The organism is Corallococcus terminator, from assembly GCF_003611635.1.
Lineage (GTDB): Bacteria > Myxococcota > Myxococcia > Myxococcales > Myxococcaceae > Corallococcus > Corallococcus terminator.
The window spans coordinates 1-24963 of record NZ_RAVZ01000079.1; the positions used below are offsets into that span (position 1 = coordinate 1).

28 protein-coding genes are annotated in these 24963 nt (G+C 70.0%); 22 read left to right on the forward strand and 6 right to left on the reverse strand.

The window, feature by feature from the left end; genetic code table 11:
- The 12 genes from D7V88_RS13830 to D7V88_RS13885 all read left to right on the forward strand — a co-directional run.
- On the forward strand, positions 1-293 hold a 293-nt coding region (locus tag D7V88_RS13830), incomplete at its 5' end, for a DNA/RNA non-specific endonuclease (protein WP_208726274.1).
- A gap of 108 nt (positions 294-401) precedes the next feature.
- Positions 402-1805, forward strand: coding sequence for an APC family permease (locus tag D7V88_RS13835; protein WP_120541110.1), 1404 nt, complete (start codon positions 402-404; stop codon positions 1803-1805).
- Positions 1806-1931: 126 nt separating this feature from the next.
- A complete protein-coding gene (locus D7V88_RS13840) occupies positions 1932-2435 on the forward strand; it encodes a hypothetical protein (protein WP_244238134.1) in 504 nt (167 codons plus the stop codon).
- Between the two features lie 758 nt (positions 2436-3193).
- Positions 3194-4282, forward strand: coding sequence for a type III polyketide synthase (locus D7V88_RS13845; protein ID WP_120541112.1), 1089 nt, complete (start codon positions 3194-3196; stop codon positions 4280-4282).
- Complete coding sequence (locus tag D7V88_RS13850) at positions 4282-4851, forward strand: isoprenylcysteine carboxyl methyltransferase family protein (RefSeq protein WP_120541113.1); 570 nt, start codon at positions 4282-4284, stop codon at positions 4849-4851. Before D7V88_RS13845 ends, D7V88_RS13850 begins: the two co-directional genes overlap by 1 nt.
- Positions 4844-5119 carry an acyl carrier protein gene (locus D7V88_RS13855; RefSeq protein WP_120541114.1) on the forward strand — a complete coding sequence of 92 codons (276 nt, stop codon included), beginning with the start codon at positions 4844-4846 and terminating at the stop codon, positions 5117-5119. Before D7V88_RS13850 ends, D7V88_RS13855 begins: the two co-directional genes overlap by 8 nt.
- Positions 5116-6870 (forward strand): fatty acyl-AMP ligase, encoded by a 1755-nt coding sequence (locus D7V88_RS13860; protein WP_120541115.1) that lies wholly within the window; start codon positions 5116-5118, stop codon positions 6868-6870. The genes D7V88_RS13855 and D7V88_RS13860 overlap by 4 nt, the downstream gene beginning before the upstream one ends.
- A gap of 13 nt (positions 6871-6883) precedes the next feature.
- Entirely contained in the window at positions 6884-7981 is a 1098-nt protein-coding gene (locus tag D7V88_RS13865) for an NAD(P)/FAD-dependent oxidoreductase (RefSeq protein WP_120541116.1), read from the forward strand.
- Between the two features lie 64 nt (positions 7982-8045).
- A complete protein-coding gene (locus D7V88_RS13870) occupies positions 8046-8813 on the forward strand; it encodes an ATP-grasp domain-containing protein (protein WP_120541117.1) in 768 nt (255 codons plus the stop codon).
- Positions 8814-8933: 120 nt separating this feature from the next.
- Positions 8934-9494: a gamma-glutamylcyclotransferase family protein gene (locus tag D7V88_RS43635; protein ID WP_120541118.1), complete on the forward strand. Its 561-nt coding sequence runs from the start codon at positions 8934-8936 to the stop codon at positions 9492-9494.
- Between the two features lie 146 nt (positions 9495-9640).
- The gene (locus D7V88_RS13880; RefSeq protein WP_120541119.1) at positions 9641-11113 is read left to right on the forward strand and encodes a DNA/RNA non-specific endonuclease; all 1473 of its coding nucleotides are present in this window, start codon (positions 9641-9643) and stop codon (positions 11111-11113) included.
- 143 nt (positions 11114-11256) lie between these two features.
- Entirely contained in the window at positions 11257-12129 is an 873-nt protein-coding gene (locus D7V88_RS13885) for an alpha/beta fold hydrolase (RefSeq protein WP_120541120.1), read from the forward strand.
- Positions 12130-12381: 252 nt separating this feature from the next.
- On the opposite strand, the gene D7V88_RS13895 is transcribed toward D7V88_RS13885, so the two are convergent.
- The gene (locus D7V88_RS13895; protein WP_120541121.1) at positions 12382-12879 is read right to left on the reverse strand and encodes a hypothetical protein; all 498 of its coding nucleotides are present in this window, start codon (positions 12877-12879) and stop codon (positions 12382-12384) included.
- 26 nt (positions 12880-12905) lie between these two features.
- Positions 12906-13649 (reverse strand): NIPSNAP family protein, encoded by a 744-nt coding sequence (locus tag D7V88_RS13900; protein ID WP_120541122.1) that lies wholly within the window; start codon positions 13647-13649, stop codon positions 12906-12908.
- Positions 13650-13740: 91 nt separating this feature from the next.
- Between D7V88_RS13900 and pdxR the strand changes: the two genes are divergently transcribed.
- From pdxR to D7V88_RS13930, 6 genes are all read left to right on the forward strand, one after another.
- Positions 13741-15231 (forward strand): MocR-like pyridoxine biosynthesis transcription factor PdxR, encoded by a 1491-nt coding sequence (pdxR, locus tag D7V88_RS13905; RefSeq protein WP_120541123.1) that lies wholly within the window; start codon positions 13741-13743, stop codon positions 15229-15231.
- Between the two features lie 72 nt (positions 15232-15303).
- A complete protein-coding gene (locus D7V88_RS13910; protein WP_341870676.1) occupies positions 15304-15675 on the forward strand; it encodes an ArsR/SmtB family transcription factor in 372 nt (123 codons plus the stop codon).
- The gene (locus D7V88_RS13915) at positions 15672-16139 is read left to right on the forward strand and encodes an SRPBCC family protein (RefSeq protein WP_120541124.1); all 468 of its coding nucleotides are present in this window, start codon (positions 15672-15674) and stop codon (positions 16137-16139) included. The genes D7V88_RS13910 and D7V88_RS13915 overlap by 4 nt, the downstream gene beginning before the upstream one ends.
- Before the next feature lie 38 nt (positions 16140-16177).
- Positions 16178-16762, forward strand: coding sequence for a hypothetical protein (locus D7V88_RS13920; RefSeq protein ID WP_147448725.1), 585 nt, complete (start codon positions 16178-16180; stop codon positions 16760-16762).
- Positions 16735-17820: an MBL fold metallo-hydrolase gene (locus tag D7V88_RS13925; RefSeq protein ID WP_120541126.1), complete on the forward strand. Its 1086-nt coding sequence runs from the start codon at positions 16735-16737 to the stop codon at positions 17818-17820. The genes D7V88_RS13920 and D7V88_RS13925 overlap by 28 nt, the downstream gene beginning before the upstream one ends.
- Entirely contained in the window at positions 17807-18727 is a 921-nt protein-coding gene (locus D7V88_RS13930; RefSeq protein WP_147448726.1) for a tetratricopeptide repeat protein, read from the forward strand. The genes D7V88_RS13925 and D7V88_RS13930 overlap by 14 nt, the downstream gene beginning before the upstream one ends.
- 3 nt (positions 18728-18730) lie before the next feature.
- Here the strand turns inward: D7V88_RS13930 and D7V88_RS13935 are convergent, their stop codons facing one another.
- The 3 genes from D7V88_RS13935 to D7V88_RS13945 are packed head-to-tail and all read right to left on the reverse strand — an operon-like array spanning position 18731 to position 20764.
- Positions 18731-19309 carry a Uma2 family endonuclease gene (locus tag D7V88_RS13935; RefSeq protein ID WP_120541128.1) on the reverse strand — a complete coding sequence of 193 codons (579 nt, stop codon included), beginning with the start codon at positions 19307-19309 and terminating at the stop codon, positions 18731-18733.
- Between the two features lie 51 nt (positions 19310-19360).
- The gene (locus tag D7V88_RS13940) at positions 19361-20401 is read right to left on the reverse strand and encodes a class I SAM-dependent methyltransferase (RefSeq protein WP_120541129.1); all 1041 of its coding nucleotides are present in this window, start codon (positions 20399-20401) and stop codon (positions 19361-19363) included.
- Positions 20402-20434: 33 nt separating this feature from the next.
- Positions 20435-20764 (reverse strand): MXAN_6627.5 family MYXO-CTERM protein, encoded by a 330-nt coding sequence (locus tag D7V88_RS13945; RefSeq protein ID WP_120541130.1) that lies wholly within the window; start codon positions 20762-20764, stop codon positions 20435-20437.
- Positions 20765-20890: 126 nt separating this feature from the next.
- On the opposite strand from D7V88_RS13945, the gene D7V88_RS13950 reads away from it, so the two are divergent.
- Complete coding sequence (locus tag D7V88_RS13950; RefSeq protein ID WP_120541131.1) at positions 20891-22210, forward strand: response regulator; 1320 nt, start codon at positions 20891-20893, stop codon at positions 22208-22210.
- Between the two features lie 21 nt (positions 22211-22231).
- Here the strand turns inward: D7V88_RS13950 and D7V88_RS13955 are convergent, their stop codons facing one another.
- Positions 22232-22873, reverse strand: a complete 642-nt coding sequence (locus D7V88_RS13955; RefSeq protein ID WP_120541132.1) for a hypothetical protein — start codon at positions 22871-22873, stop codon at positions 22232-22234.
- 57 nt (positions 22874-22930) lie between these two features.
- Here D7V88_RS13955 and D7V88_RS13960 point away from each other — a divergent pair, with 57 nt between their 5' ends.
- From D7V88_RS13960 to D7V88_RS43010, 3 genes are all read left to right on the forward strand, one after another.
- Positions 22931-23416: a hypothetical protein gene (locus D7V88_RS13960; RefSeq protein ID WP_208726276.1), complete on the forward strand. Its 486-nt coding sequence runs from the start codon at positions 22931-22933 to the stop codon at positions 23414-23416.
- A gap of 50 nt (positions 23417-23466) precedes the next feature.
- Positions 23467-24087, forward strand: a complete 621-nt coding sequence (gene bcp / locus D7V88_RS13965) for a thioredoxin-dependent thiol peroxidase (protein ID WP_120541133.1) — start codon at positions 23467-23469, stop codon at positions 24085-24087.
- Positions 24088-24325: 238 nt separating this feature from the next.
- Positions 24326-24847, forward strand: coding sequence for a hypothetical protein (locus tag D7V88_RS43010; protein ID WP_158625081.1), 522 nt, complete (start codon positions 24326-24328; stop codon positions 24845-24847).
- Positions 24848-24963 lie beyond the last annotated feature (116 nt).

Genomic DNA, 24963 nt, shown 5'->3' on the forward strand with positions numbered 1-24963 from the left:
GGGCGAACCTTGTGCCTCAGGATGCCAACTTCAACCGTGGCAACTGGGTGCAGCTCGAAAACAAGATGGCCAAGTGTGGAAGCCTGCCGAGCGGCCGGTTGCGCTACTCCATCGGTGCGAATTATCCGAACTCCACCGCGCTCATCCCCAACAACATGACGATGGAGCTCACCAACCAGTCCACGGGGAGCGCAGTGTCCATGTCTTTCTCGAACGTGGACGGCGGCGGGTCGAACGGCACGAACGAGCGGACCCGTGGCGTGAACTGGCTGTCGAGCCAGGGGTGCAACTGAGGCTCGGGTGCTCACGTTCTGGGAGAAGGACAGCGAGGCCGGCACCACCTCCTCCCGGAATGGGCGTGTTCGAGATTCAGGCATGCCAGCCGATATGCTCGATGCCCCATGAGCCCCTCCCCCCTCCAGGATGAAGGCGAAGTCCGTCCGACCGAGCCTCGTGACGGCTACGCGCGACGCGTTGGCCTTTTCTCGGGGGTGATGCTCGTCATTGGCGGCATCATCGGCTCGGGCATCTTCCTCAACCCGGCCATCGTCGCGCAGCGCGTGCACACGCCGGAGCTCACCCTGGGCGTGTGGCTGCTCGGCGGAGGGGTGGCGCTCATCGGCGCCTTCATCTACGGGGAGCTGGGACAGCGCAGCCCCAAGGCGGGCGGCAGCTACGTCTACCTGCGCGATGCCTTCGGCCCGCTGCCCGCATTCCTCAATGCGTGGGGCTTGATGCTCATGATCGCCACCGGGGCCATTGCCGCGGTGGCCGTCACCTTCGCCAACTACACCCTCGTGCTCACCGGCTTGGGGCCCGCCTTCCGATTCCCCCTCGCCGTCGGCGCCATCCTCTTGCTCTCCGGGGTGAACTACTTCGGCGTGCGGCCCGGGGCGCTCACGCAGAACGTGTTCACCGTGCTCAAGCTGCTGGCGCTCGCGGTGCTCGTGGGCGCGGGCCTCCTGCTCGAAAGCCCCCAGCCCGCGGCGGTGGAGGTTGTCGTTGCGCCCCAGGCGCCCGACTCCCTCGTGCTCGCCCTGGGGGCGGCGCTCGTCCCGGTGCTGTTCAGCTACGGCGGGTGGCAGCAGACGAACTTCGTGGCCGAGGAGATGGTCGACCCCGAGCGCAACCTTCCGCGCGCCCTGTTGCTTGGCGTCATCGGAGTGGTGACGGTGTACCTGCTCGCGAACCTCACCTACCTGCGCACGCTCGGCGCGGCGGGGCTCGCGGCGAGCAATGCCCCGGCGGCGGACGCGCTCGGCAAGCTGCTCGGACCCGCGGGCCGCACGTTCATCATCGCTGGCGTCGCCCTCTCCACCTTCGGATTCCTCAACCTCGTCATCCTCGTCTCGCCGCGCGTCTACCAGGCCATGGCCGCGGATGGACTGTTCTTCCCCTGGATGGCCCGGCTGCACCCGCGCTACCGCACGCCTTCCAATGCCATCCTCTTCCAGGCGGGTTGGGCCATCCTGCTCACGGGGACGGGCACGTACGGAGAGCTGCTCGATTACGTCGTCTTCGCTGACTGGCTGGTCTTCGGCGCCACCGCCGCGACGCTGTTCGTCTACCGCGCGCGCGAACGGCAGGGGCTGGTGCCTCGCGCCGCGTACCGGGTGCCTGGATATCCCTTCACGCCGCTGCTCTTCATCGCGGCCGCGCTGTACGTCCTGCTCGGCTCGACGGCCTCCAACCCGCTCAACGCGCTCAAGGGCGCGTTGCTGCTCGGCGCGGGCGTGCCCGTGTTCCTGTACTGGCGCCGACGCACGCGGCGGCTGGAGGCTCCGTCGGCCCTGGGCGCGCCGTGACCGGGGGCTGCTCGCTGCACACGGAGGCAGCGGTTGCTTTCGATGGCAGGCGGGTCGAAAACTCTCCTCCGCTGTCGACCCCAGGAAGGAAGCCCCCTCATGTGTTTGAATCCCGTGTTCGCCGCCATGGTCCTGCTGTCCACGTCCGCGCTCGCCGACGAGAAGCTCAATCCCATCCAGAAGGAGGCCAAGGTTTCATTTGAGAAGTCGATCTCCAGCGCCCTGAATGCCGCGAACACCGCGTGTGGCACCAGGCTCAAGGTCAAGACCCACTTCCATCGGTTCAAGCCCGAGGAGTGGGAGGGCGCAAACTACGCCTCGCAATGCATGGAGCTGCTCAATGGCGTCGCGTCCATGTGCGAGCGTCCCGCGTCCAAGAAGGCCATCGCCAAGAAGGTGACCGGCGTGGCGTGCCTGTTCCCTCCGCCTCCCCTTTTTCCAAAGGGAACTCAACCCGCATTGTTTGGCGGTCTCGATTGCACGAACCCCGCCAACAAGAAGTCCTGCTACAGCGACACCGCGCCGCGCCACATCACGATCTGGAAGGGCGTGCTCACGTACGACATGCACAAGGATGACGCGAAAATCGCGGACACCACCCGGGCCGTCCTTGAGGAGGCGATGAAGTGAGCATGCCGGAAACGGGCATGGCGCTGCCTGGCAACCTCGCTGCGCTGCGGCTCGATGTTCCGGTGAAAGGGGTGACGCTCGATACCGCCGCCAACCACTGCCTCCGAGCCCTCCTGCTGGCCGTACGTCAGCGGGCGCATGCGATATCGCAGTCCCTTGAAGGGGCTCGCGAGGCGCCAGGAGTCGGACACCCGGACGAGCCTCGTGGAGCGGCTTCCCTTCCGGCTTGAGTTGCTGGAGCGCATGGCCGAGGACGTCGCGTCCATACTGCGTCAGCGGCCCTGGGTCGCGGTCGCGCATCCCTACCGGAATTCACTGCGGTGGAGCGGCCAGCGCGCCCAGGCGGCCTGCCTGCTGCTGCCCGCTGCCTGCGAGGCCGCATGGCGAAGGGTTTCGCCAGACGGAGCGCGTCGGTGCCCTGACACTGGGAGATGCGTTGGACCCCATCGTGCGGGAGCTGCTGGTCGCCACCCCGGCATGACAGCATCCATCCCGTATGGGTTCTTCCACGGCGGATGCCGGTCGAAACTTGATTCCAGACCTCCCCCATGAGGTGTACGGGCCCTGAACCCATGGCCCCCGGCGTGACGGGACCGTGAGGGAGGGGACGCAAGGGGCAGAGCGCGTCGCGTGCGCAACAGTGGAAACGCCCCGGGGCGTTCAGGCGTATGCAGCGAGGCGGTAGGCCATCGCATCCGGGCCGCGTGCCGGTTAAGCCTGGGAACTCGACTTCCAGGGTGGGACCCTCCAGGGACTACATGCTCAGCTCGACCCTTCACGACACCGCGCCTTCGCCCTTCTTGAGCGCGGTGGGCCGCGCGCTTCCGCCGCACTACGCCAGCCAGGAGCAGCTCATCGCGGCGCTGCGCGACCTGTGGGCGACGAAGCACTTCAACCTGGAGCGCCTGGAGGATTTGCACCGCAACGTGCAGGTGGGCGGCCGGCATCTGGCGCTCCCGCTGGAGGAGTACCCGGCGCTCGCGACCTTCCAGCAGCGCAACGACGCGTGGATCCGCGTGGCCACGGAGCTGTCGGAGACCGTGGCGCGCCAGGCGCTGGAGCGCGCGGGCCTGACACCGAAGGACGTGGACCATGTCTTCTTCGTCACGGTGACGGGCATCGCCACGCCCAGCGTGGACGCTCGGCTGGTCAACCGGATGGGCTTTCGCGAGGACGTGAAGCGCACGCCCATCTTCGGCCTGGGCTGCGTGGCGGGCGCGGCGGGACTGGCCCGTGCGTCGGACTACCTGCGCGCCTTCCCCAAGCAGACCGCGTTGCTCATCGCCGCGGAGCTGTGCTCGCTGACGTTGCAGCGCGAGGACCTCTCCATCCCCAACATCATCGCCTCCGGCCTCTTCGGCGACGGCGCGGCGTGCGTGGTGCTGCGCGGCGCGGAAGCTCCCGGCGCGACGGGACCGCGCGTGGTGGGCTCGCGGTCCGTGTTCTATCCAGACACCGAACGGGTGATGGGCTGGGACGTGGTGGACACGGGCTTCAAGGTCGTGCTGTCCGCCAAGGTGCCGCAGTTGGTGAAGGACCACATTCGGGGCAACGTGGACGGCTTCCTCGCCGAGCACGGGCTGACCCGCAAGGACGTGCGGCACTGGGTGGCGCACACCGGTGGGCCCAAGGTGCTGGAGGGCTTCGAGTCCGCGCTGGAACTGGAAGCGGGCGCGCTGGAGCGCTCATGGAAGTCGCTGCGCCAGGTGGGCAACCTGTCCAGCGCGTCGGTGCTCTTCGTGCTGGGTGAGACGCTGGAGGAGGCGGGCGCGAAGCCGGGCGAGTGGGGCGTGGTGATGGCCATGGGACCGGGCTTTTGCGCGGAGATGGTCCTGGTGCGCTGGTGATGGGCACCCAGGTGTTGTTCGCGGGCTTCATGGTGCTGCTCATCGCGGAGCGGCTCTTGGAACTGGTGCTCTCCAAGCGCAACGCGGCGCGGGCCTTCGAGCGTGGCGGGGTGGAGACGGGGCAGGGGCACTACCGGTTCATGGTGGTGTTCCACACGCTGTTCCTGGTGGCGTGCGTGGCGGAGGTGTTCGGCCTGCACCGGCCCTTCTGGGGCACGTGGAGCGTGGTGGCGCTGGTGGGCGCGGTGGTGGCGCAGGGCTTGAGGTACTGGGCCATCGGGACGCTGGGCGACCGGTGGAACTCGCGCATCATCGTGGTGCCAGGGCTGGCGCCGGTGACGGGCGGGCCGTACCGCTTCCTGCGGCATCCGAACTACGTGGCGGTGGTGCTGGAGTTGTTGTGCGTGCCGCTCATCCACGGAGCATGGGTGACGGCGGTGGTCTTCACGGTGGGCAACGCGGCCCTGCTCTTCGTTCGCATCCGCGCGGAGGAGGCGGCGCTCGGCGCGATGTATTCCGAGGCGTTCGCCCACCGTCCCCGTTTCATTCCGGAGGTACGCCGTGGCTGACACCGTGACGGAGGTGATGGCGGAGATCCGCCGCATCGCCCGGGAGGAGCTGGAGTTCGAGGGCGTGGTGGAGCCCTCGCACGACCTGTTGCGCGACCTGCATCTGGACAGCCTGGGGCTGACGGTGCTGGCGGTGGGCCTGGAGAATCGCTTCCGGGTGATGCTGTCGGAAGAGGACGCGCAGGACGTGCGCACGGTGGAGGATTTGTCGCGGCTGGTGGCCACGCGGGTCGCCGCGTCGCGGGTGGAAGTGGAGGCCCAGCCATGAAGGGGCCCGCCCTGCCCGCGTTGAAGCACGCCACGGTGAACGCGATGCTGAAGGCGACGTCGCACACGTCGCTGGGGCTCGTGTTCGTGGACGCCTCCGAGCGTGAGACCTCCCTGCCCTGGGCCCAGGTGTACCGGCGCGCGAAGCGGGCGGCGGCGGGACTCGCTCGGCTGGGGGTGAATCCGGGGGACCGGGTGGCGCTGCTGTTGCCCACGTCGCCCGCGTTCATGGATGCCTACTTCGGCACGTTGCTGGCAGGCGCGGTGCCGGTGCCGCTTTATCCACCGGTGCGGCTGGGGCGCCTGGACGAGTACCACCGGGCGACGTCGCGCATGCTCCAGGTGACGGGCGCGGTGGCGGTGCTGACGGACATGCGCGTGCGGCTCCTGCTGGGGCCCAGCGTGGAGACCGCGCGGCCCCGGTTGGGATGCCACACGGTGGACGCGGTGATGCACGGCGACGAGGACCTGGAGGTGGAGGTGACTCCCGATGCGCTGGGGCTCATCCAGTTCTCTTCAGGCTCCACGGTGGCGCCGAAGCCGGTGGCGCTGACGCACGGGGCGCTCGTGGCGCAGGTGGCGGCGCTGGAGGCGGCGATGCCGGTGGCTCCGGGCGTGACGCCGGTGGGCGTGAGCTGGCTGCCGCTGTACCACGACATGGGGCTCATCGGCTGCGTGCTCGCCGCACTGTACTACCCGGGCAGCCTGGTGCTGATTCCGCCGGAGACGTTCCTGGTGAAGCCGGCGCTGTGGTTGCGGGCGCTGTCCCGGCACCGGGGCTTCGTGTCGCCAGCGCCGAACTTCGCCTATGGGCTGTGCTTGAAGCGGGTGAAGGACGCAGAGCTTCAGGGCGTGGACCTGTCGGGCTGGCACCACGCGCTCAACGGCGCGGAGCCGGTGTCCGCGGACACGCTTCGCCGGTTCGCGGAGCGGTTCGAGAAGTGGGGCTTCTCCTCGCGGGCGCTGCGGCCGGTGTATGGCCTGTCCGAAGCCTCGCTGGCGGTGACGTTCCCCCCGGAGGGGCGCGGCCCGCGTGAGCTGGGTGTGGATCCGGACGTGCTGGCGCGCGAGGGATTGGCGCGCGACGGGACGCGGACGCTGGTGAGCGTGGGGGCGCCGGTCGCGGGCTTCGAGGTGCAGGTGCGCGGCGAGGACGGCGCGGAGCTGCCGGAGCGCAAGGTGGGGCGCGTGTTCGCGAAGGGGCCGTCGGTGATGCGCGGCTACTTCGAGGACGCGGAGGCGACGGAGCGCGCGCTGGGGGACGATGGCTGGTTGGACACGGGAGACCTGGGCTTCGGCGCGGACGGGGAGCTGTACCTGACGGGCCGCGCGAAGGACCTGATCATCATCCGGGGCGCGAACCACGCGCCGCAGGCCTTCGAGGAACCGCTGGGCGCGGTGGAGGGTGTGCGCACGGGGTGCGCGGTGGCGCTCGGCTTCACACCCGAGGACAGCGAGGACGAAGCGCTGTTGATCCTCGCGGAGCGCTCGGCGCCGGGGAACGAGCAGTCGGTGGAGGCGGACATCCGCTCCGCGGTGGTGACGGCGACGGGCGTGCAGCCACACACGGTGCGCATCCTGGAGCCGGGCACGTTGCCGCGCACGTCCAGCGGCAAGCTGCGCCGGGGCGAAGCGCTGCGGCGCTATCTGGCCGGAGAGCTGACGGCGCCGAAGAAGATGGGCGCGGTGGGGATCGCGGTGGAGATGGCGAAGAGCGCGCTGGCGATGGTGCGCGCCGAGCATGACTCGTGATGGGCCAGGAAGGGTGAAACGCCACGACGTGGTGGTGGTGGGTGGAGGTCCGGCGGGGCTCGCGGTGGCCATCGCCGCGGCGCAGCGCGGGTTGGACACGGTGGTGTTGGAGCGGTCGTCCACGCCCGTGGACAAGGCCTGTGGCGAGGGCCTGATGCCCTCGGGGCTCGCGGCGTTGGAGCGGCTGGGAGCGCTGGCGTACCTGGACCGGCGCGAGAGCTCGCCCTTCGTCGGCATCCGCTACGTGCAGGAGGATGGCACCACGGCGGAAGGCAAGCTGCCGGCCCCCGGTGGGTTGGGGGTGCGCAGGCTGGCGCTGTCCACGGCGCTCGTCGCGCGGGCGCGTGAAGTGGGCGTGGACCTGCGGGAGTACTCGCAGGTCGTGGCGCACCAGCGCACGGAGGAGGGCGTGTTGTTGGAGACGCCCACGGGGTCGGTGCAGGCGCGGTTCTTGGTGGCCGCGGATGGACTGGCTTCGCCGCTGCGCCGGGCGGAGGGCCTGGACGTGGTGCAGCAAGGCCCTCGGCGCTTCGGGCTGCGACGGCACTTCCGCCGCGTGCCTTGGACGCCCTACGTGGAGGTGCACTTCTCCTCCGGTGTCGAGGCGTACGTGACGCCCGCCGGAGCGGAGCGCGTGGGCATCGCCTTCCTGTGGGAGGCGGGCACCGTGGCGGAGCGCGTGGGCTTCGAGGCGTTGCTGGCACGCTTCCCGAGGATCGCGGAACAGCTTGAGGGCGTGGAGCCGGACTCGCAGGTGCGCGGCGCGGGGCCCCTGGCGCGCGTGGCTCGGACGCGGGTGGCGGACCGCTTCGCGCTGGTGGGGGACGCGGCGGGCTACGTGGACGCGGTGACAGGCGAGGGCCTCACCCTGGCCTTCGCCTGCGCGGAGTCCCTGGGCGCGCTGCTCCCGGATGCCCTGGCGAAGGGTGCGGGCCGCGACACGCTGCTTCCCTACGAGCGCACCTTCCAACGCGTGTTCCGCAAGTACTCCTGGACGACGCACGGCCTGCTGATGCTCGCGCGGCGTCCGCGCCTGCGCAGGCCCGTGGTGCGCCTGCTGGGCCACAGCCCCTGGCTCTTCGAGCGCATCCTCGCCGCCGTGGTGACGTGACCCGGGTGTCAGCCGCGCGAGGCGTCACCCGTCCGCGCGGCGGTCCTCTTCCACGGAGTCGCACATGCACTGGGTCGTCCAGAACAACCTCTTCAACGAGCAGGGCTTCCACACGTTGATGGATGTCCTGGCGCATGGCTCCATTCCGCACACGCTGGTCAAGGTCATACCCTTCGAAGGCGGCGTCGAGCCCACGCTGGAGCTTTCGGGGCCGGTGGTCGTGATGGGGTCGCTCAGCCTGACGCGCCATGCGCTTGCGCAGGGCTGGACTCCGGGCGCCTTCATCAATGACCAGTTCGACTATCGCCTCTGGCGCAAGCACCTGGGCCGGCACCTGTTGAACGCGGACGCCACGGTCTGCCGCCTCGCGGACGTGCCCGTGCGGGAGGGGCGCTTCTTCATCCGGCCCTGTCTGGATGACAAGTCGTTCTCCGGGATGGTGACGTCGTGGGAGGCATTCGCGAAGTGGCGCGAGCAGGTCCTCGCGCTCGACACGTACGCCACGGTGTCCGCGGACACGCTGGTGGCGGTCAGCGAGCCCAGGGCCATCCAGCGCGAGTACCGCATGGTCGTCGTGGACGGTCGTGTCATCACGGGCTCGCTCTACAAGCTGGGCGACCGAGTGTTGGCTTCATCGGAGGTGGAGCCGGAGGTCCACGCGTTCGCCCAGCGCATGGCGGACACCTGGGGGCCGGACCGCGCCTACGCGCTGGATGTCTTCATGCACGGGGGCGAGCTGTACGTCGGGGAGATCAACAACCTGAACTCGGCCGGCTTCTACGCCTACGACGTCGGCAAGATGGTGGCCGCCGTGGAGGCCATGCGTTTCTAGGGAGGGCCGGGAGCGGGGCCCCTGCATCCGGATGGGCCCGTGCCTCCGGGGAACCCACCCGCGCGGATCCGCACCATCCGCCCCTTGTCCGCCCGCCGCACGCCGGGGACACTCGGGTCCATGGCACCTGGCCCCGCGGCTTCGCGTCCCTGGTTCGCGTTCTCCCTTGACCTGGCTCCGGCCGCGGCGAGCCGGCACCTGCACGGCCTGCCCCCCGTGCCCGACTTCCCGGAAGGTGAGCTCGCCGAAGCCCTGGACGTGGAGGTCGTCTACGACGTCCACGTGCCCAACTGGGGCGGCCGGGTCGCGCGCCTCGTGGAGGCCCCCGGACACCAAGTCACCGGCAGGCTGCGTGCCGTGGACGCCGGGTCCTGGCCCGTCCTGGCCCGCCTGGAGACCGCCCTCGCCCTCGCCAACGAGGAACGCCCGGTGCGGGTGCGCACCGCGTCAGGCGACGTGGTGGAGGCCCACGCCTTCACCCCCTCCGCGCGGAACACCTCCACCCAGGGGCCCGTCAGCGAGGCCTTCCTGATCACCCTCGCCGTCGCCGCCGAACGTGCCCACCTGCCTGCCGCCGTCGTCGAAAAGCTCCAGGCCGAGGCCCGCATCGTCCATGCCGTCCAGCACGCCCGACCCGACGGCCACCGCCCGCAAACGCCGAACAAGCCCGGCATAAAGTGACAGCCGGGTTGATCCTGACCGAAAAAAGCCCTGCGACCTGAGAAAAAGGGAGGCGCGAAGCAACCGGGTGCCGCGTCGCGCCGACGATGGGTGGAGGGGCCCCTCTCCCGGACAGTTCCCCCACCGGCCCCGAGGACGTTCACCGCATGTCGCTGCGAATCCCGACGCGAGCCACTCCCCCGCGCCCTACGCCCGCGAATGCGTCCGACACCGCCGCCGCGCCCGCGAACACCGCGGTGCCTGCCGCGCCCGTGCCGGGCAATGCCGCCCCCGCCAGCGCCCTTGCTTCCAACACGGTGGCGGCCCCTTCGGGGGGAAGCTGGAAGCGCTCCGCGACCAAGGAGGTGGCCATCTCCGACCTCCAGCAGAAGTTCGGCTGGACGGATGAGAGCTGGCAGGGCCGGCTGCTGAAGGCGGCGGACGAGGGTGGCGTGGACGGCCGGGGTGAGAACGGCCAGGTGTCCGCGGCGGAGTTGGAGTCGTACCTCTCCGCGCCCACGGACGCGCAGTTCCTCACGTCCACGGCCCTCCAGCAGCAGCGCGCGGCGCTCGACGCGAAGCTCGCGGGCGGTGCGCAGTCGGTGTCGGTGGACGCGTTCGACAGCCCCTGGCAGGCGTCGGTGGCGAAGCGCGCGGACCTGCTGGGCGGCAACGCGGACGGGCAGTTGTCCGCCGAGGAGCTGACGGCCTACGTCAACGCGTCCAAGGCCAACCAGGCCAAGGGCACGGGGACGGCGGCGGACACGCAGTGGGTGCCCGACCAGCAGATGGCCACCTTCCAGAGCCGCGTGGCGGAGGTCGCGGGCGAACTGGATCCGCTCCGGCCCGCGGGCGGCGAGGGCGCGACGCCTGGGTTGAGTCTGGTGAAGGAGTACTCGCGCACGCTCCTGGACACGGACAAGAACGTGCCCACGTTCGTCAGCTACATGCTGTCCGCGGCGGACGTGAAGGAGACGCCCGCGGACGTCAGCCGGCTCAACAGCACCTTCGTGCGCGACCCGGAAATCGGCGTCGGCGGCGTGACGGACTCCGACTACAACAACACCGGTTTCGACCGGGGACACATGAAGGCGGCCGAGGATTCGCCCACGCAGGCGGCGATGAACGAAAGCCACTACATGAGCAACATCGCCCCCCAGCACGGCAATCACAACCAGCAGATCTGGCGCACGCTGGAGCGCGGTGTGTCGGAGCTGGTGAAGGAGACGGGCGGCAAGGCCTACATCGTCACGGGCAACCTGTACCTGGACGACAAGGGCAAGCCGCTGCCGCCCGAGTCAATTGAAACGATGGGCGCGAAGGACCGCAAGATGGCGGTGCCCACGCACAACTTCAAGACGGTGCTCTTGGAGCTGCCCAACGGCAACCTGTCGATGTTCGCGTACATGGTGCCGAACGCGAAGGAAGGCCCGTCCAAGAAGGACGAGATCGTCCCCCTGCTGGAGTCCTCGCGCGTGCCGGTGGACCAGTTGGAGGGGCTGCTGGGCCAGGACCTCTACGCGCAGCTTCCCAAGGGCGTGCAGGAGAAGCTGGAGAAGGACGCCTCTGCTGCGGGCATCTTCCAACAGCAGAGCCTCTACGAGTCCGCGACGCTGTTGCGCGCTCCGCCGTCCGCCTGAGCTTTCTGTCGGCGTCCGCACACGGCGGGACGGTCCCCCGGTGCGGGCCGTCCACCGCTTCACGCTCGTGCGTGGGGCCTGGATGGGAGTGATTGGCCCCGTGTGAGCATGGCCGTGCCTCCAAGGGAGAGACACGCACGCCCATGTCATTGCCGCCCCTCCAGCACCGGACGCTCGACCTCGACGGGGTCGAAGTCTTCTACCGCGAAGCCGGACCCGTGGACGCGCCGGTCGTCCTGCTGCCGCACGGCTATCCGTCCTCGTCGTTCCAGTTCCGAAACTTCATGCCCGCGCTCGCCGACCGCTGGCGGTTGATCGCGCCGGACTACCCGGGCTTCGGCTACAGCGGCACACCGGAGCGCTTCGCGTACACGTTCGACGGCTACGCTGGCTTCCTGGAGCGCTTCACCGCGGCGCTGAAGCTGACGCGCTACGCGCTCTACCTGCACGACTATGGCTCGCAGATTGGACTGCGGCTCGCCATGCGGGCACCGGAGCGGATCTCCGCGCTCATCCTCCAGAACGGTGACATCTACGAGGACGCGCTCGGGCCCAAGTACCAGCCCTTGAAGGACTACTGGGCAAACCCGACGCCGGCCGCGCGTGAGAAGCTGGCGGAGGCCGTGAGCGAAGAGGGCTTCCGCCACGAGTTCGTGGGAGAGGTGTCAACGTCGCTGGTGCCACGCATCAGCCCGGACCTCTGGAAGCTCTCGTGGTCGCTGATGAAGGAGTCCCGGCGCCGCGAGGTCTGCATCGGCCTGATGGAGGGACTGCGGGAGAATCTGGAGTGGTTCCCCCGGTATCAGGCGTATCTGCGAGAGCACCGTCCGCCGACGTTGATCGTCTGGGGGCCGCAGGATGGCTACATGCCCGAGGGCGCCGCGCGCGCGTACCTGCGCGACCTGCCGGACGCGGAGCTGCACCTGCTCGAAGGGGGGCACTGGGCGCTGGAGACGAACCTGGAAGAGGTCGTCACACTGTCGCGGGACTTCCTCGGCCGGGTGCACCCGGGCTGAAGAGGGTTCCGCGAGCGTCTTTGCGCACACGGTACTTGAGCAACACGTCGCACCGGTCGCGCTTCTCATCGAACAACATAGTCTTGATGCCGAAGGTCTGGCCCAGCGTCTCCCTCGTGCGGGCGAAGTGACTGTCGTGCTTGCCGCCAAAGACATACGAGACGCCGCGTTCGCGAAGGTGGGCGTCGGAGACGGGCTCGGTGAGCACGACGACGAGGTGGTGGGTGAGGCCTGGTGTTGCTTGTGGGGCTGTCATGAATCACTTGATGGGGGGATTGCCCGGGTGAACTCCATCACCCAGTTGGTCTCCCACGTCTCTCCATCGAGGGAGAAGGCCTGCTCCCACCGCGCGCGGTCCGTCCCCTGTCGCGTCCACTGGAACTGGACCTGGACGGGACGGCCCTCGTCGGTGTCCTCGCCGTAGAAGATGCCGAGGTCTCCCGTGAAGCCTCCGTGCACGGGGGGCAGGAGCACGCCTCCGCGACTGTCGACCCAGTAGATGGACCAGCGACGTTGCTGGAGGTCGAACAGCCGCAGTGCCATCCCGGAGAAGCCTCGCTCGAACTCGGCCTCCTCGACGTTGGCCACGCCGCCCAGGTGCGGCCGACAGCGCGCTCTCGACGCGAAGGCGTCCCAGTCGTCACTGCCCGCCAGTCGTTTCTTGAGGCGCCGGTTGTGGCAGGTCCATTCGCCCAGGAAGAAGTCGAAGTCGTGCACGTCGCCAGTGGGAAGCGGGGGAAGGGGCTTCATGGTGGGAATCCTTGTCGTGAGGCGGATCATCGCAACTGGGAGCGGAGGGTGGGCGCCAACGTCAAGTGTTCGAGCGGCGCGCTCAGTGCTGGTTGCAGCCCGTGCAGCACCTGCTCCGTCCATACAGTCGAACGGGCCCGTCGCTCACGGTGCTCGCGGAGATGCTCCATGGAGGGGAACACCTTGAGCAACGCGAGGACGTGTTCTCCCGTGCGTACGGGCAAGGCCGGGAAGGTGTTCTCGGCGGGTTCGGTCTGGAACATGCCTTGGGGTTCAGCTCCCAGCTCCGTGAGCGCCGCTCGCACGTGCTCCTCGAAGAACCGCACGAGGCCCTCGTCGGCGGGGGCCTTCAGGAAACAGAGCGTCACCTCCACGCGCGAATCGGGAAGGGTCACTGCTTCAACGGGCGGCCTGGGCAGGCCCGGATGATGAAGGCCCGTGTCCGGACGCACCGGGCGCAGGAGCAGGACGTTGTCGGAGTCCTGCATCGTCGCGTTCGCCGCGCCCCGGTGCGCCTTCCACACCGGTCCGCCGTAGAAGGCCCCCAGCGCCGCGCTTCGGGCCGCCATGTCCGGGAAGCCGCGCATCCACACGAACCGGTCCGGCCGGTTCTCGTCGCGGAACTGACCAACGATGTGCATCCCGACCGCTTCCTGGGCCTCCACGAACTCCTGGTCGAAGAGCGTGACGAGCACGTCGCGCTGGCCGGGATGCAGCGTGTACTGGCGCAGCTCAAGGACCGAACAGCAGGCGGTGGGAGCGGACGACATGGGGGCTTCCGGGGTTCGGGTTCGGAAGCCATTCCTGGCAGCAAACTGGTAGGGTCATGAAGACCACTTCCGAGCGAATCGGCCCTACCAGTTGAAGACCCCTCCCGGCGCCGTCGCCTCCCTGCTTCTCCGACTGGACCCGCGAACGTCCACGCCGCTTCACGAGCAGATCTTCGAAGGCGTCCGGACGCGCATCCTCTCCGGAGCACTGGCGCCCGGATGGCGGATCCCTTCATCCCGCCAGCTCGCCACGGAGCTGGAGGTGGCCCGCAGCACCGTTCTCCAGGCGCTGGATGCGCTCGCCGCCGAGGGCTACGTCGTGGCCCGCGCTGGCGCCTCCACCCGTGTCGCTCCCGAACTGCCCATTGCCCCCGAGGACCGGACCCGGAGCCCCCCTTCCCGTGTGTCCCGAGGCCCCCGGCTCGCCGCCTCGGCCCGCGCCCGGAAGCCTTCGCTGGTGGGTGCGCCCCGGTTGGGCTCGGCGCCCCGAGCCTTCCGTCCTGGTGTTCCCGCGCTCGACCTGTTCCCGACCGCGCTGTGGGGCCGCACGGTGACGCGCGTCCATGCGCGCGCGAGCACCGGGCTGCTCGATGGGGGCGACCCCCTGGGCCATGCGCCCTTGCGCGAAGCCATCGCCGCCCATGTGTCCGCGTCGCGCGGGGTGCGGTGCGTCGCCGAACAGGTCTTCGTGACCGCGGGGACGCAGCAGGCGTTCGATGAAATCCTCCGGCTCGCGCTCGACCCCGGAGACGCCGTCTGGGTGGAGGACCCGGGCTACCCGGGTGTCCGTCGCGCGGTGCTCGCCGCCGGGGGCCGGCCGGTTCCCGTGCCCGTGGATCCGGAAGGGCTGGACGTGGGCGCGGGCGTCGCTCGGGCCCCCCGGGCCCGGGTCGCGATGGTGGCGCCTTCGCACCAGTACCCGCTGGGCGTGACGCTGAGCCTGGCCCGGCGGATGGCGCTGCTGCACTGGGCGGAGCGCACGCGGGCGGTGATCATCGAGGACGACTACGACAGCGAATTCCGTCACCGGGGCCGACCCCTCACCGCGCTCCAGGGTCTGGATGAGGCCGGCTGCGTCGTCTACGTGGGCACCTTCAGCAAGTCGATGTTCCCCGGCCTGCGCCTGGGCTTCTTCGTCGCGCCGCCGTCCCTGGTGGATGCCTTCGCCTCGGCCCGTGCCGCAGCTCCCGCGCCCGCCTCCGCGCTGGAGCAGGCGGCCCTGGCGGTGTTCCTCGCGGAAGGTCACTTCGCGCGCCACCTGCGCCGGATGCGGGTGGCCTACCGGGAGCGCGGTGAAGCACTGCTTGATGCGCTGCGCGCCGACTGTGGTGGAGCCCTGACGCCCCGGCCCTGTGACACCGGCATGCAGGTGTCCGCGTCGCTCGCGGCGCCGCTGTCCGACCTGCGCGTCCGCGACGAAGCGGCACGGCTGGGCGTGGAGGTGGCTGCCCTGTCCGATTACTTCCTCGGACGGCGTCGTGAAGCCGGCCTCGTCTTCGGTTTCGGCGGCGTGCGCCCGGATGCCCTCCGCGCGGGGACGCGGACGCTGGCCCGCGCGCTCGAAGCCGCGCGCGGGCGCTGAAGCCGGCTCCCGGGCTGCCTTGACAGTCCAAGGCCTCGCGTTGATATTCAACCCAGAGGTTGAATGATGCGAATGCCCGCGACCCCGAACCACCTGGACCAGACGCTGCTGGCGCTGGCCGACCCGACGCGACGGGCCATCCTCCAGCGCCTGTCGGCGGGGGAGGTGCGCGTGACGGAGCTGGCCCAGCCCTTCGCCATGTCCCTCAACGCGGTGTCCAAGCACATCCGCGTGTTGGAACGCGCGCACCTGGTGCACCGGCGCCGCGAAGGCCGCGAACACCTGCTGTCCTTCACCCCGAAGCCGATGGACGACGTGGCGCGCTGGATGGACGCGCAGCGCGCGAACTGGAGCGCCCGGTTGCAGGCGCTCGATGACCTGCTCCAGGAGGAGGACCGTGTCCTCGCCTCTGCTCCTCCCCCCAAGAAAGGACGCACCCGATGACTTCGTCTTCACCCGTGATGGTTCGCGTGACCCACCGCTTCAAGGCCTCCGCTGAGCGCGTCTACGACGCATGGCTCGACCCCGCGAAGACCCGCCACTGGCTCTTCGTCACCCGGGAGAACACGCCCCTGGTGCGCTCCGAAATCGACGCGCGCGTGGGGGGCCGCTTCAGCTTCGTGGACCTGCGCGAGGGCGAAGAGGTGGAGCACACCGGCGAGTACCTGGAACTCGACCGGCCCCGCCGGATGGTGTTCACGCTGATGGTGCCGAAGTACTCCCAGGACCGCGACCGGGTGACGGTGGACATCGTTCCCCTGGCCTCTGGCTGCGAGCTCACCCTCACCACCGAGATGGCGCCCCAGTACGAGGAGTACCGGGAGCGCACCACCCGGGGTTGGACGCACATCCTGGAGCATCTCGACGCGTCGCTGGGCGACGGCTCGCCCCCCACCGCGAACGGCTGACATCCCTTCCCGGGCCCAGGCCGTCTACGATGGGCGCCATGTCCTGGCGTCCGTCCCTCCTCCTGCTGGCCCTGCTGGGCGCCGCGTCCGCGTGCGGCCCGCGCAAGAGCGACCCGGCGCGCGTGGCGGAGGACCTGATGCGCCCCGCTCCCGTGGGGGCCTTCGCGGCGGGCACGCCTCCGGTCACCACCGAGGCCTGCACGGTGCGCACGGCGAAGACCTGCTTCGATCAGGCCCTCACCCTGCTGGCCACGGACGCGCGGGGCCCGGAGCGCCTGCGCGCGCTGTCCTTGATGGGCAGGGCCTGCGACGGGCAGGTGAAGGACGCCTGTGCCTGGTTGTCCCAGCACGTGAAGGAGCCCCGGCGCGTGAGGGGCGGCCCTCCGGACGCCCCGGTGTTCCAGGAGGCCTTCCTGCGCTGGCGCGAAGGGCGCAAGCACCACGTCCGCGTGACGTGCCGGCTGGTGCAGGGCGGCGTGCCCCAACAGTGTGAAGTGCGTGAAGCGACGCTGCCCCCGGAGCTGCTGGCGCAGGCGCTCGCCAGCATCCAGGCCTCGCGCTACGTGTTGCCATCCCTCGACGGAGAGCCCTTCGAATGCGACTGGACCATCGTCATCAAGTGACACGGCTGTGGCCCGTGCTGGCCCTGTCGCTGTGGACGGGCTGTTTCGCCGGCACCGTGCACCGCGGCCCGGCGACCGACCACTTCGACGGCGAGACGTTCCAGAACCTGGGCGACGCGCCGAAGCTGCCTGCCCTCAAGCTCATCGGGGCCGCGCTGAAGGAGGAGCGCGGCGCATGGCGTGAGTACGCGGAGCTGCCCTTCGGACCGAAGCCCCCCACCCGCGTGGGCCCAGGCCAACTGCGCGTGACGTTCATCAACCACGCCACGGTGCTGCTCCAGGCGGACGGGGTGAACGTGCTGACGGACCCCATCTATTCGGACCGCGCCAGCCCCGTGTCCTTCGTGGGCCCCAAGCGCGTGCGGTCTCCCGGCATCCGCTTCGAGGACCTGCCGCCCATCGACTTCGTGGTGGTGAGCCACAACCACTACGACCACATGGACCTGCCCACGCTGCGTCGGCTGGAGGCCGCGCACCACCCGCTGTTCCTCGTGGGCCTGGGCAACCGGGAGCTCTTGAAGAACGAGGGCTTCCAGCACGTGGAGGAGCTGGACTGGTGGCAGTCCGCGAAGGGCGGGCCTCCGGGCGTGAAGCTCACGGCGGTGCCCGCGCAGCACCGTTCGAACCGGGGGCTGACGGACCAGGAGGAGACGCTCTGGGCGGGCTACGTGCTGGAGACGTCCGGCGGCCCGGTGCTCTTCGCGGGGGACACGGGCCTGGGCCCGCACTTCCAGCGCATCACGGAGCGCTTTGGCCCCATGCGCCTGTCGGTGCTGCCCATCGGGGCGTTCCGTCCACGCATCATCCACCCGGTGCACATGGGGCCGGAGCAGGCGCTGGAGGCGCACCGCGTGCTGCGCTCGGCCACGTCGGTGGCGATGCACTACGGCACCTTCCCCATGGCGTTCGACGGGCAGGACGAAGCGAAGTACCTGCTGCTGCGGCTCTTGTTGAAGGAGGAGGTCCGTCCGCGCTTCTGGGCGCTCGGCTTCGGCGAGGGTCGGGACGTGCCGCCGCTGGCCCCGGGGGACGCGGGACAGGCCGATGCCGGACGTTGACAGCGCCACGCCTCCAGTCGCTCCGGAGGTGGAGGCGAGGGAGATGATGGACCAGGCGCGAACGCTCATCCGTTCGGGTCTCCTCCTGGAGGTGATTCCGCTCTGCGACACGGTGTACCGACGCCACGCGACGTCGCGGGTGCCCGCGCTCCAGCTCCAGGTGGCGCGGGCCCTGGGGCACCGGGGAGCAGTGCTGTCGGAGCAGGGCAGGGCGGTGGATGCGCTCATCCACTTCGACGAGGTGGAGCGCCGCTTCTGGAGTCCGCGAAAGCCCGCGCTGTGGGAGGGCGTGGCCTGGGCCATGTTGTATCGGGCCTGTCTGCTGCAGGAGCAGGACTCTCCCCAGCAGGCCCTCCAGTGCGTGGGGGAGCTGCTGCGCCGCTTCGGTTCGTCGGAGCATCCGCCCGGGGGCCTGCGCAACGCGGTGGGCGCGGCCCGGGTGCTGCTTCCGAACGTGTACAACCAACTGGAGGAATTCGAGGAGGCGCTGCGCCTGAGTGAGGCGCTGCTGGAGGCGTGCGACGGGGATCCAGAGCCCCTCAAGGTCGACATGGCGTCGGGGGCGCTCCTGCAGCGGGCCCATGCCCTCCAGGGACTGGGACACTCGGAAGAGGCGCTCGAGTGTTTCGACGAAGTGGACGTGCGCTACTGCGAGGACCCGGATCCCCGGATGCGGGCCCTGGTGTCCGCGGCGCTCATGGGACGGGTGCTGGTGCTCCTGCGGGAGGGGATGCTGTACGAGGCGCTCTCCGCGATGAGCGCCATCCTCGAACATGCGGGCCCCCACCCCCATCCGAGGCAGCAGCCGATGGTGGACTTCGCGCAGTTCCACCGCGAGGCGCTCGAAGGGCAGCTCGAGGAGGAGCGGAAGAAGACGGAGCGCATGAAGAAGCGGTGGCGGAAGTGAACCCTAGCGGATGGACTTCCAGAGCCAGCCCAGACGTAGGTCCCGCTCGTCGAACGGGGGAGCCCGGATGAGGTCGTCCTCCTCGCCATAGACGCCCATCTCCACCCAGCGTCCCTCCCGCAGCTCGCTCACGGTGAGCGTGCGCACGTCGAGGTCCACGAACCACAGGTGCCGGATGCCGATGCGCGCGTAGAACGGCCGTTTGATGCGCTGGTCGTAGCCCCGCGTCGAGGGCGCGAGGATTTCACATGCCCAGTCGGGAACATCCGTCCATTGCCCCTTGGGCAGCGCGGGGACCCGTTCGCGCCGCCAGCCCGCGAGGTCCGGACTGAATTCTGGAGAGCCCCCCACCCTGATGCCGGGCTCGACCATGAGCCACCATCCACCCGGTCTTTCCCCGCCCAACTGGAAGGACTCGTCCAGTTCCCTCAGAAGCCTGAATCCGAAATAGCCATGCTCGGCCCTGGGCCGCGCTTGCGTGTACAACGTTCCGTCGATGATCTCGCCCACCACGCCCTCGGGCAGGGCCTCGATATCGGCGAGGGTCGCGGGACCCTCGAGCGTCTTCGCGCCATAGGCCATGCCTGGAGTGTGGAGATAGCAGCGCCGTCTGACAAGCCAGCGGCCGGGCCCCTACTCCGGCTGCGCGATGATCAACGTCTGCAACGGCAGATGGCGGATGGGCCGGGTGCTCTGCACGCGGAAGCCCGCGTCGTCCAGGAACCCCTCCACCTCCGCGGGCGTGTACGCCGCCGCGCCCGACGTGAGGAAGTAGTGCAGCCCGATGAGCGGCGCGGACGTGCCCTGCGTGTCGCGCTCCTCGCGCAGGTACTCCAGCACCGCCAACGTGCCCTTGGACGCCATGGCCCCGCGCACGCGCCGGAGCAGCGCCACGTTCTGCGCGGGCGTCAGGTGATGCATCACCTGGAACAACAGCACGCCGTCATACGGCCCGCCCAGCTCCGTGTTCAGCACGTCGCCTTCCTTGTGCGTCACCCGGTGCGACAGCCCTGCCTGGGCGATGATCTCCCGCCCCACGCGCACACTGCCCTCCAGGTCCACCACCGTGGCCTTCAGGCCCCGGTGCACCCGGCACAGCTCCGCCGCGTACCAGCCATGCGCGCCGCCCAGGTCCAGGAGCTGCTTGGCGCCCCGGGGCAGGGGAATGGCCGCCGCCACCTCCGGCGAGGCCAGCCGGGCCAACTGGTACATGGCCTGGATGTAGTCGCGCCAGCGCGGGTCGTCCGGGGCGAACTGGTGGATGTCCACCGACTGCCCGCTCTTCACCGCGTTCTCCAACTGCCCCCACCAGTCCCACTGGGCGTAGTTGAACTCCAGGAACGCGGTGATGGCCTGCGGCGAGCGCGGATCCAGCCAACGCCGGGCCCGGGGGGCCAGCCGGAAGCGGCCCCGCTGCAACTCCACCACCTCGCAGGCGATGAGCGCTTCCAAGAGCGCCCGCATGCCCTCGGTGCTCGTCTTGAGCCGGGCCGCCAGCGCCTCCGCGGTCGCCGCGCCGTCCGCCAGCGCCGCGTAGACGCCCAGGCGCGCGCCGGCCATCAGCGTGCGCGACGCCATCATCCCGAAGAAGGCGTGCGCCAGGGGCTGGGGCGCCAGGTTGAGGAAGTCCGCCACCCGCTCCAGGAGGTTGTCCGCCTTGAGGCCCAGCCGCATCGCGCGTCGCTCCTTGGGAGAGGGGTGGGGGGCCTAGCGGCGGCGCCGGGAGCCGGCCATCGCGGCCACGCCCAGCACCATCAGCGCCGCTTCAGGACCCAGCAGGCAGCCCTGGGTCTGGGCCTGCCGCACCCCGGTGTATTTGCACTTGCCGGTGTCGCAACTGAAGCGCGGCGCGCAGTCATTGCTGCTGCGGCAGTTGATGGGCACCCGCCCGACGCCGGGCTCACCCTCCTCACCGCCGGGGTCTTCTTCTCCGCCGTCGGACTGCGACTGGGCCACGGCCGCCAGGGGCGACAGCAGCAGGAGGCAGGTCAGGGTCAGGAACCCCGCCGGACGGAGGCGCGAGAAGAGGGAGGACATGAGAGGCGGGCGCCACCCTAACGCCCCAGCGGCACGCTTGCATCTTTCCACTGAAGGGGGCGGGCTTCCGGGGTTCCCGGAATCGCTGGCCGACAGGGCGGCCGAATCTGCTACGGTCCCCCCGCGATGGCGCCTCGAATCCTCGTCGTGGACGACAACCAGGAGCTCCTCTCCCTCCTCACCCAGCTCTTCGAGGATGCCGGGTACGAGGTGGTCGGCGCCAGCCGTGGCAAGCAGGGCATCGAGGCCGCGCGCGCCTCGCCGCCCCAGTGTGCCGTCCTGGACATCCTTCTGCCCGACATGATGGGCTACCACCTCGCGGACACGCTGCGGAAGGACAACCCCCAGCTTCCGCTGCTCTTCATCACGGGCGTCTTCAAGGGCGGCAAGCACGCCACCGAAGCGCGCCAGAAGTACCAGGCCGCCGGCTACTTCGAGAAACCCTTCGAGGCCCAGAAGCTGCTCGAAGCGGTGGCCAAGGTGCTGCCCGCGGAGAAGAAGGTCCCCTCCGCCTCGATGCAGGACGCCTTCGAGGTGGAGCTGGACATCGACGTGGAGGAGGAGGGCCCGCAGGACGCCATGGAGCTGACCGGCCGCATCAAGGTCACCGGCGGCGGCAACCTCACGGCGGAGATCCGCGGCGCGAACCTCACCGCCACGCCCATGCAGAAGGTGGCCTCCACCCAGGTGCGGGCCCCCACGCCGGGCCGTCCGCCGGATCCGCTGCCGGTGGGCGCGGGCGCGCCGGGCAGCCGCCGGGGCGAGCTGCGCGACAACCTGCCGTCGCTGCTCACCGCCTTCTACCTGTCGCGCGAGACGGGCGAGCTGGGCATCCAGCGCGGCAAGGTGAAGAAGGTCGTCTACTTCGAGAACGGCACCCCGGTGTTCGCGCTCTCCAACCTGTTGGCGGACCGCTTCGGGCAGTTCCTGGTGCGCGTGGGGAAGATCAAACCCGAGCAGCTCCAGGACGCGTCCGCCGTCGCCGCGCTGAGCCACCGCCGTACGGGTGACGTGCTGGTGGAGCGCGCGCTGCTCAAGGACACGGAGCGGCTGTACTACGTGGGCCAGCAGGTGAAGGCCATCATCTACTCGCTCTTCTCCTGGGAGGAGGGCACGTACGTGATGAGCTTCAAGGAGAAGGCCTCCGCGGAGTCCATCAAGCTGGACGTGCACCCGGCCAACCTCATCGTCCGGGGCATCAAGAAGCTCTACAAGCCGGAGCGCCTGCGCCGGCTGCTCCAGCCCGAGGACCGGCTCATCCCCGCCGTCGCCCCCGCCTACGGACTCAACGAGGTGGAGCTGGAGCGCTGGGAGGCGGAGCTGTTGCCGAAGATCGACGGCAACCGCGTGGTGGCGGAGCTGCTCGCGTTCGCCAACCGCCCGGAGCACGTCGTCCACGGGTTCCTGGTGTCGATGATGGCGCTGGGCATCCTGGACAAGCGGTAGCCGGACGCCGCTCCCGCGCTGCTACACCAGCCGGGAGCCAATCCAGAACAGGCCCAGCGCGCCGGAGCCCAGGGCGACCCCGCGCTGGATCCACAGGCTGATGCGCGCGCTGGCGCGGGACAGCCCTTCGGCGAACAGCAGGCCCACCGCGCCCATGCCGATGAGGATGCCCAGCGCGAAGCCGGGCAGGTACGTCCACGCGGACAGGCTCATGCTGCCGCCCACCAGCAGCGGGGGCAGGGCGATGAGCAGCGAGCGCACGCCGCTGATGGCCATGAAGGCGCCCGCGGCGGTGCTCACGGTGTGCACGTGCTCGTGCGGCTTGCGGTCGTGGCCGGGCAGGTGCGGGTGCCCGTGGTCCAGGCTGTGCGGGAAGATGAGCGCGGTGACGGCCAGCGCCACCAGCACGGCGCCTCCGAACACCTCCGCCCAGCGCTCGAAGGTCTCCGACAGGCCCACGCCCGCGAACAGGCAGACGGCGGCGATGCCGCCCAGCATGAACGCGTGGCCCAGGGCGAAGCGAAGCGCGGTCATCAGCGCGACGCGGCGTCGGCCGCCGCCCAGGGTACCGAGCGTGGCCATGGCGGCGCAGTGGTCCGGCCCCAGGGCGTGGAGCAGACCTTGGGTCAGGCCGAGCAGGAAGGCGAGCAGGATGGGAGCCACGACGGCGCACCCTAGCCGTGGTTTAACCGGGTGGCCAGCAGGAGGAAGAACCACACCATGCGCATTGCCCACCCACGACACTCCGCAGCTCTGCTGTTGATGGGCCTGCTCGTGCTGTCGGGCTGCTCCCAGGACCCCGGTCCGGAGCAGCTCGCCAAGGCCGAGGGGCGTTATCAAGAGTTGATCAACCAGGGCGCGGCCCCACAGGACCCGGCCTGGACGGAAGTCGTCGCCGAGTTCGAGGCCGTCCCCAAGGATTCCAAGAGCCGTCCCGAGGCGGACAAGCGTCTGGCCGCGCTGAAGTCCGCCCGCGAGAAGCTCCCGGCGCGCCCCCTGGCCCGCCCCGGCGCGACCGGCCCGGGCGCCAGCGAGGTGGATTCGAAGCGCGCCGCCTGTGAGAACCTCGCCAAGAAGATGGGCGAGGCCAAGACGGACGTGACCCGCGACATGCTGCGCAAGGTGCTGCAGCGCTGCCAGACGGAGCTGGTCCAGACGGAGGCCAAGAGCCATCCGCCGGGCGAGGACGGCGCGGACCTGCACTGAGTCGCGAGCGGAGTTGAGAAGCCGGCGGGGGCTGGGTATGGAGCCGTCACATGCCCATGCCCCAAGCAGGTGACAAGGCCCCCGGCTTCTCGCTCCCCGACCAGAGCGGCGCCACCGTCTCCCTCTCGCAGCTCAAGGGGCGGCACGTCGTCCTCTACTTCTATCCGAAGGACGCGACGCCGGGCTGCACCACGGAGGCGTGCGACTTCCGCGACGAGCACTCCGCGCTGGTGAAGGCCGGCGCGGTGGTGCTGGGTGTGTCGCCGGACAGCACCGCCAGCCACCAGAAGTTCGCCACGAAACAGGGCCTGCCCTTCTCGCTCCTGGCGGACCCGGACCACGCGGTGGCGGATGCGTACGGGGTGTGGGGGGAGAAGTCCCTCTATGGCCGCAAGTTCATGGGCCTCATCCGCGCGACCTTCCTCATCGGGCCGGACGGCAAGGTCCTGCGCGTGTGGCCCAAGGTGAAGGTCGCCGGGCACGTGGCCGAGGTGCTGGCCTCGCTCCAGCAGCCTTCCGCTGCGGCCTCCCCGGCTCCGGCGTCCAAGGCCTCCGCGTCGGCGGTGAAGGCTCCCGCCGCGAAGAAGGCTCCAGCGGCGGTGGCGAAGCCGGCGGCTGTCAAGAAACCGGCGGCGAAGAAGGCTCCGGCCCGGAAGGGCGCTCGCGCCTGACGGGTGTAGGGCGGCGGCTTCCCGGTGCACTCCTGGCGGGACAGGGAGGCCGGGACCGTGTATTCCTGCGCCCCGTGGTGGGTCTTCCGCTTCCTGGGGGGCCGGCCGTTCATGACCCAGCCCCGCCATGGCCTTCGGGCCCGGCAGGGGGCGACCTGCAAGCCGAGCCGTCGGGTGGATGCCCGGTGGCTGGCGCGGACAGCATGACCATCCCTTGGGGATGGCGGAGACGATGAACATGCGCGAGCGAGGCATTCAGCGGTGGATGGGGGCGGCGGCGCTGGTGACGGGCGTGTTGCTGGGCACGGCCTGCGGCGGTCTCCCGGAGACGGGTGGCAAGCAGCCGGACGAGTCGCGGGGCAATGCGTTCGCCCAGCGCGGCACGCAGGGTGAGGCCCTGTACAACGTGGCCGAGCAGCAGGGGAACGAAGCCCCTGGCGACGCCCACAAGGGCAATGCGGCCGCGAAGCTGCCGAAGCACATGCTGACGGTGGACCGGGGCTACAACGAGACCATCGGGAAGATCGGCTCCAGCATCGACCCGCGCACCAAGGCCAAGGATGGGCAGGCCAACAACTCCCTGTGGGACGATGCGGGCGGGATGATGGCGCACCGCTATGGCACGCTGGGTGGGGCGACCTACTCGCCTGCCGCTTGGGGCCTGGGCGGGTGGAGCACGTCCACGGCGAACGAGAGCGTGCGCGGCTTCGACGCTCCCTACAGCTACGTCAGCCAGCCCATCTACCTGCAGCAGCGCTAGCAGTCCCGAAGTCCCAGGGCGTCCACCGGCCTGCGTGCCGGCGGGCGCCTGTGTTCCGACCCTGCAATTGACTCCCGGCGGGGACCCGGGGTGCTCACTCCTTACTGTCGAGGCCT